Below are 11645 nucleotides of genomic sequence, written 5' to 3'. Positions count from 1 at the left end.
GTGACGTTCGTGGGGGTGGACCGTGCGTCGGGCGGTCCTAGGATCGGTGCGTGGCGAGCGAGGCGGTGACACCCCGGGCGGACCGCCGGCTGCACCGTGCCCGGCAGGCGACGTTGTTGTCGTTGGCGACCGGCGTCTGGGGCAGCGTCCTGCTGCCGGCGGTCGGCCTGACCCGCGAGCCCCATCCGGGCCGGGTGGCGCTCGGCGCGGTCGGCATCCTCGCCTTCGTGATCGCCCAGACATGTGTGCTGTACGCGGCCGTCACGCCCTGGCTCGACCCGCGCTGGCGGCGCCGCGCTCAGGTGGGACTGGCCGGGGTGGCGGTGCTGACCGTGCCGTTGGTGGGGCCGGTGGCGGCGGGCGCGTGGCCGACCTGGGCCTGGCTCGGTGCGGCACTGATCGGGATGGCACCTCTGCTGGTGCGGTTGCGGGCCGCGCTGGCGTTGGCGGCCGGCGTCCTGCTGGTGGCGGTGGCGGTCGCCTGGTGGACCGGTGGTTCCGTCCCGCGCCACCTCGCCGTGACCGGCGGGATCGGGGTGGCCGTCGCCGCCGTGAACGGGTTCCAGGTCTGGTTCTGGGACCTCCTCGTGGAGGCCCGGCAGGGTCAGGCCGCCCTGGCCCGGTTGGCCGCCGCGGAGGAGCGGCTGCGCTTCGCCCGTGACGTGCACGACGTGCTGGGGCACCGTCTCACGGTGATCGCGTTGAAGGCCGAACTCGCCGCCCGGCTCGCACCGGTCGACCCGGAACGGGCCGGTCGGGAAGCCGCCGAGGTGCAACAGTTGGCCGCGTCCGCGCTGACGGAGGTACGGGAGACCGTGCACGGCTACCGGGCCGTCGACCTCGACGAACAGCTCGCCGCGGTCGTAGGGGTGTTGCGCTCCTGTGGCGTGCGGTGCACCGTCCTGCCGCCGCCCGCGGACCTGCCGCAGGCCGCCGCGACCGAACTGGCGGCGGTGCTGCGCGAGGCGGGCACGAACGTGCTGCGGCACAGCCGGGCCGACTGGTGCCGGATCCGCATCGATCGGGAGGACGACGTGGCCAGGATGACGGTGGTGAACGACGGCGCCGACGACCATGGTCCGGACGCGCACAGCCACGGGCTGCGCGGGTTGGCCGACCGGCTCGCCGCCGCCGGGGGCGAGTTGCGGGTACGCCGGGAGGATGCGGTGTTCACCCTCGAGGCCATCGTGCCGGTGCCGTCGTGATCCGCGTCCTGCTCGCCGATGACGAGGACCTGATCCGGGTCGCGGTCGCCGCGCTGCTCGGTCTGGAGCCGGACATCGAGGTGGTGGCACACGCCGTCGACGGGCCGACGGCGGTCACCGCGACGCTGGCGCACCGTCCGGACGTCGCCGTGGTGGACCTGGAGATGCCCGGTCTGGACGGCATCGGGGTGGCCGCCGAGCTGACCCGGGCGCGACCCGAATGCGCGGTGGTGGTGCTGACCGGGCACGGCCGCCCCGGGCACCTGCGCCAGGCACTGACCGCTGGCGCGAGAGGGTTCCTGCGCAAGGGCTCGCCGGGCGGCGCGCTCGCCGACGTGATCCGCCGGGTGCACGGCGGTGGCCGCTACGTCGACCCGTCGCTGGCCGCTGACGCGCTGACCCTGCCCCCGTGCCCGCTGACCCCCCGGGAGCTGGAGACGCTGCGGCTGGCCGAGTTCGGCGCCCCGGTCGCGGTGATCGCCCGCCGGGTGCACCTGTCCACCGGCACGGTGCGCAACCACCTGTCCGCCGCCGTCCAGAAGCTCGGCGCACCTGACCGGGCCGAGGCGGTCCGCACCGCCCGGGACAACGGCTGGCTCTGACTGATCTTCACGGCCAGTCGGGCTCGTGTCCTCATCTGCTGCAAAGATGGGCAAATGCCCAGAAAGGTCGCGGCGGGCCCGGTCGACCCGGTGCGGTCCAGTGCCGTCGAACTGTTCTTCGACCTCGTCTTCATCTTCACCCTCGGCCGGCTGTCGGCGACCCTGGTCGAGGAGCCCAGCTTGCTCGCCGACGCGCAAGCCGTGATCTTCCTGCTCGCCTTCTGGTGGATCTGGTACAACACCAACCTGGCGACCGACAGTCTCGACTGTGAACGACCCACCGTGCAGATCCTGATCATCTGCGTGATGCTCGGCAGTCTGCTGATGTCCATCAACGTTCCGGACGCCTTCGGTGACCAGGCCTTCGTCTTCGTGAGCGCGTACCTCGGGATCCACCTCGGCCGTACCCTGGTCATGGCCCTCTATCTGCGCGGCACCCCTGCCTGGCGCCGGCCGGTACGGGGAATCGTCTGGTATCTGATGTCCGCGACGATCTGGTTCGCCGGGGCCGCGGCCAGCGGCGGCGAAACGCGAGTCCTGTTGTGGGCGTGCGCGTTGGCGATCGACTACTCGGGGCCGGTCCTGGGGTGGCCTGTTCCGTGGCTCGGTCGGGCACGAGCAGCCGAGTGGCACCTCTCGGGTGAACACCTGAACGAGCGGTACCGGCAGTTCATCATCCTGGCCCTCGGCGAGACGATCCTGGCCACCGGCAACTTCTACCGGCTGTCGACGCGGGATCTGGAGGACACCACCGCATTTCTGATCACCTTCTGGACGGTGGTCTTTCTCTGGTGGACCTACTTCTATCGCACCACGACCAGCCTCGCCATGAAGATCAACACCGCGGCGGACCCGTACCGGCTCAACCTGCGGGCGAGCTACACCCACCTGGTGATGGTGGCGGGCATCCTGCTCACCGGCATCGGAGGGGAGTTGATGCTGAAGGAGCCCGACGGACAGCGGTCGGCCGGCAACGTCGTGGCGATTCTGATCGGGCCACTGACCTTCCTCGTCGGGCGGATGATCTTCGAGATCTGGGTGTTCGGCCGCCTGACGAAGCACTGCCTGGCGGCCGTGACGGCGTGTCTGATCCTGAGCCCGGTTGCGGCGCGACTCCCGCCGCTGGCGGTGGGTCTGTTGGGCGCGGCGACCATCACCACCGTCGCCGTCTTCGACCTGGTCCACCGGGCCCGGATCGCCGGCGAAGTCAATCCGGTTTCGGGCTAGGTGTACTGCCCGGGGATCTCGCGCTGACCGCCCGGCTAGCGTGGGCGCGTGCGTACGGTGGAACTGGTCTGCTCGGCCGGGTTGGAGACTGAGGTCCGGTCGACCTGGGAGCGGTTGGCGGCGGCGGGGCTGCCCAGCCTGGCCCGCAACACCCACCCGACCAACCGACCGCACCTCACCCTCGCCGCGGTGGACGAATTCTCGCCCGGAGTCGAGCATCGGCTGGCCGAGGTGTTCGATGCCGCGCTGCCGATGCCGGTCACACTCGATCGCGTTGTCGTTCTCGACGGCACCGCCCCGTTGGTCTGGCTCGTACGTCCCACGCCGGCGCTGACCGTGCTGCACGCCGCCGTCTGGGACGTCCTCGCCCAGGCCGACGGACTTCGACCGTGGCACGCGCCGGGTGCGTGGGTGCCGCACCTGAGCCTGGCGCTGCGGTTTCGCAACGCGGATCTGCGGCTGGCCCGGGCTGTTGCTGGCGGCCAGCGGCCGGCGGGCACGTTCGTCGCGGCCCGCAGCTACGACGGCACGGATCGAACGGTGACCCGGCTCGGATAGGCGCGGGTACGCGACGCGACTGTCCCGCAGGACGACGACCAGCATGATCCGCGCAACTACAGGGAAAGTGCTGCCTCACACCTCGCGGAGGCAGCACTTTCCCTGTTCTTGCGCAGATCTTGAGCCGCTGCTGGGCGGGTCAGGCCCGGCTTGCCGCGTCCAGGTTCCGCCGCCTAGCGGTAGAAGCGCAGGTAGTCGAATTCGGCGGTGACCGGAGGCTCGGCACCGCCGTGCGCGACCAGTCCGATCCGGGGGGTGGTGTCGGCCGGGAAGGTCCACACCGCACCCCAGGTCCAGGTACGCCCGTCCCGGCTGGAGCCGGCCCGGAACTCGTGTTCCCCGGTGGTCGGGTCGACGTGGTGCGCCAGGCGTAGCCAGGTGGTGGTGGCCGGGGCGCCGACGATGCTGCCGCCGTAGACCGGCTGGCCGGCGAAGGGCAGCTCGTAGCCGAACTCGACCTGCCGGGTGTTCCAGATCGCCACCTGGGTGAGCCGGGCGAACCGGTCGTCGTCCACGTAGGCGACCAGACCGGCCTGCTGGTAGTTGCGGACGGTCTCCTCGCCCAGGTCCAGCGTCACCTTCGTCTCGACGACGTAGTCGCCGTTCGGCGCGTCGCGCAGCAGCACGCCCGCCGTGTTGCCGGTGCCGGTCAGGTCCGCGGCCTGCACGGGCCAGCGCAGGGCGCCGCCGGAGACGGTGGCCGCCGGGTCCTCGCGTACCCACTGCCAGTCGCCGTCCAGCCCGTCGCTGAACTCGTCGGAGTACGCCCGCAGCGGCGCCCCGGCCCGGGGCTCGGGCACCGCCCGCTTCGCCGGCTGGAACAGCCGGGCCACGCTGACGTTGTCGAACTCGGCCTGGCCACCGGTCGTAACCAGCCCGGGTCGACCGGCGACCGGGCGGTCCAGCCGCAGCGACACCACGGCGAGTTGATCGCCGAGGCGGGCCGGGCTCACCTCGGCGACCAGTTGCTGACCCCGTACCTCGATGGCCAGGTTGTGTCGGTCGGCCGGGTCGAACCCGGCGGGCAGCGGCGCGGTGGCGCGGCGGCGGCCGTCGCTGGCGACCAGGCGGCCGCCCGCCGCGTCCACCCGGACCTGGACCCGGTCGGAGAGGGTGAGCCCCGCGCTGGCCGCGCCGGTCAGCCGTAGGTCGGCCTCCGCGCGCACGTCGCCGCCGACGGTGGTACGGCTGGTCAGCGCGCCACTGCCGGTGAGGTGGCCGTCGGCGACCCGCCACGTGCCGGCGTCCCGTCGCCAGTCAGACAGCCCGGCGGTGTCGAACCGGTCGTCGATCCGGCCGGTGGTGACCGGCGCGGGCCGGACGCCCTCGGACGGGCCGGCACCGGCGTTCACCGTCGGCCAGCCGTCGATCCAGTCCAGGCGGTCCAGCAGCATCGGGCGTTCGTTGATGCCGAACGGCTCGTCGAGGTACGGGTCGGCGCGGTCGATGGCGTGGTAGACGATCCAGTCCTGCCCGGACAGGTCGGTGAGGAAGCCGTTGTGGCCGGTGCCGATCCACCGGTTGCCGTTCTGGGTGAGCACCGGCGTGCCACCGGCCCGGGACGCGGTCAACGCGACGCCGTCGCGGTCGGTGAACGGGCCGCGCGGGCCGCGCGCGCGTCCGACCTGGACGGAGTAGCCGGTGGCCGGGCCGGCGCAGCAGTTCGCGGTAGAGGCGAACAGGTAGTACCAGCCGTCGTGACGCAGCACGTAGCTGCCCTCGAACTTGTTGTCGATCGCGACCTGCGTCGGTGCGCCAACAGCGGTCAGCCCGTCGGGGCTGAGCTCGGTGACCGAGATGCCGCCGTAGTAGCTGCCGTAGTAGAGGTAACCGCGGCCGTCGATGTCGGTGAACTGGCTGGGGTCGATGGTCCACAGGTAGCCACCGCCACCGCCGGGGCGCGGGGCGACGACCGGCTGGGCGGCGAAGGTCCACGGCCCGGTCGGGGTGGGGGCGGTGGCCGCGCCGATGGCGTAATCACTGCCCTCGGTGGAGACGGTGGTGTCGGTGACCGTCACGTACATGACCCATCGGTCACCGACTCTGCGCACGTCAGGGGCCCAGAATGCGGCCCCGGAAGCCGCGTACGGCGGGCGCTGGTCGGGGCCGAACGCGTCCCCGACGTAGGTCCAGTCGATCAGGTCGGCAGAGCGGGCGGTGGGCACGTGGTGGAACTCGTGCTCACCTTCGCGCAGGGGGTCGGTGGTGCCGTAGGCGTACCAGAAGCCGTCGTCGCCTCGCACGATGACCGGGTCGGCGAACGTGTCGCCCACGCCGACCGAGATCGGATTGCGGTAGCGGGACGGACCATCGGAGCCGGCGGCTGGTAGGGGCGCGGTCGTGGCCAGGATCAGACCGAGCGCGGCGACGAGCGCGCCGCCGCGGCGAAGGTGTCGCATATGGACCTGCCTCGGGGAGTGGATGGCGGTGTCCTCGTTTCTACAACGATGGATACAACGTTGTAAAGGGAACGCGGATCGGCGCGCCGATCGAACCCGGCCGACCGGAGCGCCGACGGTCCGGCGATGATGGGGCCATGAGTGGTGGCACCGAGGGGCGGGGGATGGCCGAGCTGGCCGCGTTGCTGGCCGACGGCACCCGCGCCGGGATCTGCCTCGCCCTGCTCGATGGCCGGGCCTGGACGGCCGGGGAGTTGGCCCGCCGTGCCGGAGTCGCGCCATCGACGGCCAGCGACCATCTCACCCGGCTGGTCGGGGGCGGGCTGCTGGTCGAGGAACGGCAGGGGCGGCACCGCTACCTGCGGCTGGCCGGGCCATCGGTGGCCCAGCTGATCGAGCACCTCGCCGGACACGCCCCGGCCCCATCCCCGCCGACCGGCTCGCTGCGCGCGGCGACCGCCAGCGCCGCCCTGGCGTACGCCCGGACCTGCTACGACCACCTCGCCGGACGGCTGGGTGTGTTGATGTACGACGCGCTGCTGGCCGACGGACGGCTGGACCGCTCCAGCGGGTTGGCGCTGACCGCCGACGGGTGGGCGTGGGCGACCGAGCTGGGCATACCGGTGGACGTGCTGCGCGCCGCTCGACGCCCGGTGGTCCGCGACTGCCTGGACTGGACCGAGCGCCGCCCACACCTGGCCGGGTCGCTCGGCGCGGCGCTCTGCCGCCGCTTCACCGACCTGGGCTGGATCACCCAGGGCAGTGGCCGCGCCGTCCGTCTCACCCCGACCGGCCGCGCCGCCCTGGCCGAAACCCTGCACGTTCCCGACAGCACCCTCACCCCCGACACGACCCCGGCACCGACCAGCGGCCGAGCCTGACCCGCCGCCCGCCGCCCGCCGCCCGCCGCCCGCCGCCCGCCGCCCGCCGCCCGCCGCCCGCCGCCCGCCGCGCCGGCGGCGGGCTGCGGCATGGCACAACATCCTGGATCGAGTGGTCTCCGGTGGTGACGAGGCCACTCGATCCAGGATCGAGCACGATCTTGGCCGGTGGGGCGTGGCGCAGGCGGGACTGTTCGGTGGGGAGCGAAGGGTTCGGGTTCTACGGTCGGGCGGTGACTGACAGGTGGCCTCACATTGCTCCCGCCGCGGAAACACCGGAATGCGGCCCGCCCTCGTTCGCACCGGGGCGTGGTTGGTGGATGACGCGGCACGCCGACGTGCGGACGGCGCTGACCGACCCGGCCCTCCGGGTGCCGGCCGTCGACAGCGGCCCGCCCGGCACGCTCGCCTGGCTGCGTGCCACGGTCAGTCGGTTCAGTCCGCCACAGCGGCACGCCGATCGCCGGGCGATCGGGGTGACCGCGCTGGCCGAGCTGGACCCCGACGAACTGCGGCAGGAGACCGCCCGGCTGACCGTCGCCGTCCTGGACCGGGCCGGTGACCACCTCGACGTGATGCGCGCACTGGCCCGGCCGGTGCCGCTGCGGGTGCTGGCCGGTCGTCTCGGACTCGCCGATCCGGCAGCCGCCGGGACGGCGGTCGCGGTCGTCGCCACTGCGTACCACCCGGGGGTTGACGTGGCCCTGACCCGGCGGGCCGACCGGGCGGTGGCGACGCTGCTGGCGCTGGCGCCGCCGGCCCCGCCGGAGGTACGGGCCAACCTGATCGGTCTGCTGGTCCAGGCGTGCGACGCGACCGCCGGCCTGATCGGCGCCGCCGCCCACCACCTGCTGCCAGGGCCGGGCCGTGACCCGACGGGTCCAGCCGGGACCGCCGACCTGCTGGCCGAGGTGCTGCGACTCGACCCGCCGGTACGGGCGACCCGCCGAGTCACCACCGCCGCGGTACGCGTGGGCGGGCAGGATCTGCCGCCGGGTAGCCCGGTGCTGCTGCGGTTCGACGCGGCCAACCGCGACCCGCGGGTGTTCGCCGAGCCGGCGACGTTCCGACCGGGTCGACCCGAGGCTGGGCTGCTCACCTTCGGCGCGGGGGAGCGCGGCTGCCCCGGCGACCGACATGCCCTGGCTCTCGCCGGCGGGGTGCTCGACGTGCTGCGCGAACGCTGCCGACGCACCCGCGCCGACCTCCGCCATGAGCCACATCCGACCCTGCGTGTGCCGACGAACGTGGAAGTGAGCGTCCGATGATTGACCGCCGTGCCGAGTTCCGCGCCCTGCACCACACCGGCCTGCCCCTGCTGCTGCCCAACGCCTGGGACCACGCCTCGGCGGCGGCGCTCGCCGCGCGTGGCCACCGGGCGATCGGCACCACCAGCCTCGGGGTCGCCGCGGCCGCCGGCCGACCCGACGGCACCGCTGCCACCGCCGGGGAGACCCTGGCGCTGGCCCGCCGGCTCGCCACGCTGCCGGTGCTGCTCAGCGTCGACGTCGAAGCCGGGTTCAGTGCTGATCCGGCGGCCGTCGCCGGGTACGTGGCGGAGCTGGCCGGGCTGGGCGTGGTCGGGATCAACCTGGAGGACGGGCGCGCCGACGGTACCCTCGCCGACCCCGAGGACACCGCCGACAAGGTCGCCGCGGTGAAGGCGGCGGTGCCGGACCTGTTCGTCAACGCCCGCACCGACACCTGGTGGCTCGGGGTGGACGACCCGTTGTCGCAGACCCTCGCCCGTGCCCGCGCCTACCAGGCCGCTGGCGCCGACGGGATCTTCGTGCCCGGCACCGTCGACCTGGCGACGCTGCGCGTGCTCACCCAACGGATCGACGCTCCGCTGAACGCGCTGTACCAGCCGGGTGGGCCAGGGCTGGAGGACCTGGGCGGCGCGGGGGTGGCCCGGGTCAGCACCGGCTCCCTGCTGTTCCGGGCAGGGCTGGCCGCCGCGGTCGCCGCCGCCGACGGGATACGCGCCGGGGGGATCGCCGCGCTGGACGGGCTGCCGTCGTACGCCGAGGTGCAGGGACTGGTGCCGGCGGACCACCGCGATCAATCGGACGTCGCGCTCCCTTAGGGGTAGATAGGAGGAATGTTCGGTCCACTCCGGTCCCGACGATTACGGTGTGTTACAGGGCGAACCACCCAGTGTCGTGACCGGAGAAGGGACCCCCGTCATGCGAGTGCCCAGCCGTAGCCCGGGACAGCAGCCCGGTCCGCCCGTGTCGCCCACCGCGCCGGCCCGCCGCCGGCCCCCAATCTGACCCCCGCCGCCTTGCCGCCGCCACGCCCGACCTGGCCGCCTACCGGGCTGCCGTCGCCGAGCTCCTGGTCGAGGTCGGCGCCCTGGCCGACGCGGCGAGCACCCGGGCTCGACAGGTGCTCATCGACGAGCGATTGCGGGAGCCAGCGCTCGCCGCGGTCCTCGACGCCACCCCGCAGGGGTTGATCGGCGCGCGCGAGACCCTGCTGCTGGAGATGGCCCGCTACCAGCCGAACGCGCGCACCTCGGCGCGTGACCTCACCGCGCTGGTCCGGATCTACCTGCTCTCCCGCATCGACGTGCTGTGGTGGCAGGACGCTCCGACGTTCGTCACCGACGACCAGGTCAACGGCAGCGCCGAACTGGTCGACCTGGAGTGGCTGCGCCGCCGCGACCTGCTGCGCTTCCGCTACCAGGAGCAACCTGCCACGGTGCTGGGCCGGGCCGCGCGCGGGCTGCGCCGCCGGCTCCGACCGGACGCCACCCCGCGCACCGCCGGGCTGCTGTTTCGACGCGCCCGGCGCGAGGTGGTGGCGCTGCTCAACGACATCGGACGCGAGTTCACCGCCGCCGCGCCGCCGGCCACCCCGCCACTGTGGGTGACCAGCCTGGTCCGCAGCGCCGAGCACCAGTACCGGCTGCGCCGCCTGGGCTACGCCGCGATGCTGCCCAGCGGGCACTGCCTCGGCTACTCGGTCGACGTCGAGCTGGCCTGGTTCGAGCGTTTCGGGGCGCGGGACACCCTGGCCGAGCTGCTGCTGGACCGGCAGGACGCCGGCGAGCTGAACGTGATCGACGAGGGACAGGCCTGGCACCTGTGCCTCGCGCCCACCGCCCGGCGGCGCCTACGCCGGGCGTACGAGGCTGAGATGGGGGTCTGAGCCGGTGTGCGGCATCGCGTTGAGCATCGGCCCCGAGGCCGACCCGGCGACCTTCCGGCGGATGCTCGCCGTTCTGGCCCCTCGCGGTGAGGTCACCGAGACCCGATCCGAGAATGGGCTGCTCGCCGGCACCCGCCGGCTGCGGGTCGTCGACCGGGACCGGGCGGTGCAGCCGTGGACCTCGACCGACGAGCGCTGGCTGCTCTGCTTCAACGGCGAGATATTCAACTATCGGGAGCTGCGGGCGCAGCTGACCCGCCTGGGTCAGGCGTTCCGCACCGAGAGTGACACCGAGGTGCTGCTCGCCGCGTTCCAGCAGTGGGGCGAGGCGGCGGTGACCCGGCTCCGCGGCGAGTACGCCTTCGCGGTCGTCGAGCGGGCCACCGGCCGGGCGTACCTGGCGCGTGACCCGCTCGGGGTGAAGCCCCTGTACTGGTCCCGTCGGCCCGGCTGCCTGCAGGTCGCCTCCGAGGTCAAGGCGCTCGTCGGGCATGGCGCCCCGATCGCCGAGGTGCCACCGGGGCACCACGGCTGGGCGGAGGTGGACGGACACGTGCGGCTGAGCCCGTACGTCGACCTGCTCACCATCGGCGAGGGCCTGCCCGTCATCGACGACCCGGACGAGGCGGCGCTGCTCGTTCGTGCCGCGCTGAGCGACTCGATCCGCATGCGGGTGGAGACCGACCTGACCGTCGGGGTGGTGCTCTCCGGTGGGTTGGACAGCTCGTTGACCCTGCGGCAGGTGCGCGACATCCACCCGGACTGCGTCGCGGTGACGGTCGGCGTGGCCGACAGCCCCGACGTGGCGTACGCCCGGCGGCTCGCCGCCGACCTCGACGTACCGCACGTGGTGGTCGAGCTGCGGCCGCGCGACATCCGGCTCACCGACGTCCGCGAGGCGATCCGGATCTCCGAGCTGACCGAGTACGGCGACATCATCAACGCGGTCGTCTCGGTGCCGATCTTCCGTCGGCTGCGTGACCTGGGCATCAAGGTGGTGCTCACCGGCGACGGCTCCGACGAGCTGTTCGGCGGGTACCCGATGTATCACCAGGTCGGTCCGGCCGCGGCCCGCCGCCTGTTCCTGCACCGGATCCGCAACCTGTGCCGGACGGAGTTGCAGCGGGTCGACCGGGCGGCCATGGGGCACGGGGTGGAGGCCCGGGTGCCGTTCCTCGACCTCAGCGTGGTGGAGCTGGCGATGCGGCTGCCGTTGAGCCTCAAGCTGCGTCACGGGCAGGAGAAGTGGATCGTCCGGCGGGCGTTCGCCGACGTGCTGCCCGACTACATCCTGCGCCGCCCGAAGAACCCGATGTCGTACTCGTCGGGGCTGCACGAGCGGGTCCGGCTGTACAAGCCGCTCTTCTCCCGGCTGCACCGCTCGTTCGGCTACGACCTTCAGGAGCCGGTCCGCCGGGACTTCGACAGCGTGCTGAGCCGCTGCGGCAACGACCTGGACCGGGCCATCGCCGACGGGCTGACCCGACCCGACTACACGGTCCTGGAGCATGCCCGCGACCTGGTCGGTGCGGCCAAGTGGAACGCCGCGCCGATGGTCCGCCGGCTGGTCGGCCCACGCCCGGCCCGTCCCTGAACCACCGCGTGGGCCACGCTTGACTC

The 11645-nt window shown here is 73.1% G+C and carries 9 protein-coding genes and 1 pseudogene; 9 read left to right on the top strand and 1 reads right to left on the bottom strand.

Going from position 1 to position 11645, the window contains the following annotated elements; genetic code table 11:
• The first annotated feature begins 50 nt into the window (after nucleotides 1-50).
• The 4 genes from PCA76_RS17135 to PCA76_RS17120 are packed head-to-tail and all read left to right on the top strand — an operon-like array spanning nucleotide 51 to nucleotide 3592.
• On the top strand, nucleotides 51-1205 hold the full coding sequence (locus tag PCA76_RS17135) for a sensor histidine kinase (RefSeq protein ID WP_272611433.1): 1155 nt from the start codon (nucleotides 51-53) through the stop codon (nucleotides 1203-1205).
• Nucleotides 1202-1807 (top strand): response regulator transcription factor, encoded by a 606-nt coding sequence (locus tag PCA76_RS17130; RefSeq protein ID WP_272611432.1) that lies wholly within the window; start codon nucleotides 1202-1204, stop codon nucleotides 1805-1807. The genes PCA76_RS17135 and PCA76_RS17130 overlap by 4 nt, the downstream gene beginning before the upstream one ends.
• A 54-nt stretch (nucleotides 1808-1861) precedes the next feature.
• On the top strand, nucleotides 1862-3034 hold the full coding sequence (locus PCA76_RS17125; RefSeq protein ID WP_272611431.1) for a low temperature requirement protein A: 1173 nt from the start codon (nucleotides 1862-1864) through the stop codon (nucleotides 3032-3034).
• Nucleotides 3035-3082: 48 nt separating this feature from the next.
• Nucleotides 3083-3592, top strand: coding sequence for a 2'-5' RNA ligase family protein (locus tag PCA76_RS17120; RefSeq protein WP_272611430.1), 510 nt, complete (start codon nucleotides 3083-3085; stop codon nucleotides 3590-3592).
• Nucleotides 3593-3765: 173 nt separating this feature from the next.
• Here PCA76_RS17120 and PCA76_RS17115 read toward each other — a convergent pair whose 3' ends face one another.
• Complete coding sequence (locus PCA76_RS17115) at nucleotides 3766-5991, bottom strand: family 43 glycosylhydrolase (protein ID WP_272611429.1); 2226 nt, start codon at nucleotides 5989-5991, stop codon at nucleotides 3766-3768.
• A gap of 137 nt (nucleotides 5992-6128) precedes the next feature.
• On the opposite strand from PCA76_RS17115, the gene PCA76_RS17110 reads away from it, so the two are divergent.
• The 5 genes and pseudogenes from PCA76_RS17110 to PCA76_RS17090 all read left to right on the top strand — a co-directional run bounded on the left by PCA76_RS17110 (nucleotide 6129) and on the right by PCA76_RS17090 (nucleotide 11619).
• Entirely contained in the window at nucleotides 6129-6872 is a 744-nt protein-coding gene (locus PCA76_RS17110; protein ID WP_272611428.1) for an ArsR/SmtB family transcription factor, read from the top strand.
• A 320-nt stretch (nucleotides 6873-7192) separates the two neighbouring features.
• Nucleotides 7193-8140: a cytochrome P450 gene (locus tag PCA76_RS17105; protein ID WP_272611427.1), complete on the top strand. Its 948-nt coding sequence runs from the start codon at nucleotides 7193-7195 to the stop codon at nucleotides 8138-8140.
• Nucleotides 8137-8958 (top strand): isocitrate lyase/PEP mutase family protein, encoded by an 822-nt coding sequence (locus tag PCA76_RS17100; RefSeq protein ID WP_272611426.1) that lies wholly within the window; start codon nucleotides 8137-8139, stop codon nucleotides 8956-8958. Before PCA76_RS17105 ends, PCA76_RS17100 begins: the two co-directional genes overlap by 4 nt.
• 100 nt (nucleotides 8959-9058) lie before the next feature.
• Nucleotides 9059-10025 (top strand): annotated as a pseudogene (locus tag PCA76_RS17095) (DUF5715 family protein).
• Nucleotides 10026-10029: 4 nt separating this feature from the next.
• Nucleotides 10030-11619 (top strand): asparagine synthetase B family protein, encoded by a 1590-nt coding sequence (locus PCA76_RS17090; RefSeq protein WP_272611425.1) that lies wholly within the window; start codon nucleotides 10030-10032, stop codon nucleotides 11617-11619.
• Nucleotides 11620-11645 lie beyond the last annotated feature (26 nt).

Origin of the sequence: Micromonospora sp. LH3U1, assembly GCF_028475105.1 — a bacterium.
GTDB lineage: Bacteria > Actinomycetota > Actinomycetes > Mycobacteriales > Micromonosporaceae > Micromonospora.
This window is presented reverse-complemented; position numbering and strand designations above follow the sequence as displayed.

Bases quoted from the DNA above. Each gene is read 5' to 3' on its own strand.
- PCA76_RS17125 (WP_272611431.1), top strand. From the start codon at position 1,862: ATGCCCAGAAAGGTCGCGGCGGGCCCGGTCGACCCGGTGCGGTCCAGT.
- PCA76_RS17115 (WP_272611429.1), bottom strand. From the start codon at position 5,991: ATGCGACACCTTCGCCGCGGCGGCGCGCTCGTCGCCGCGCTCGGTCTG.
- PCA76_RS17105 (WP_272611427.1), top strand. From the start codon at position 7,193: ATGACGCGGCACGCCGACGTGCGGACGGCGCTGACCGACCCGGCCCTC.
- PCA76_RS17110 (WP_272611428.1), top strand. From the start codon at position 6,129: ATGAGTGGTGGCACCGAGGGGCGGGGGATGGCCGAGCTGGCCGCGTTG.
- PCA76_RS17100 (WP_272611426.1), top strand. From the start codon at position 8,137: ATGATTGACCGCCGTGCCGAGTTCCGCGCCCTGCACCACACCGGCCTG.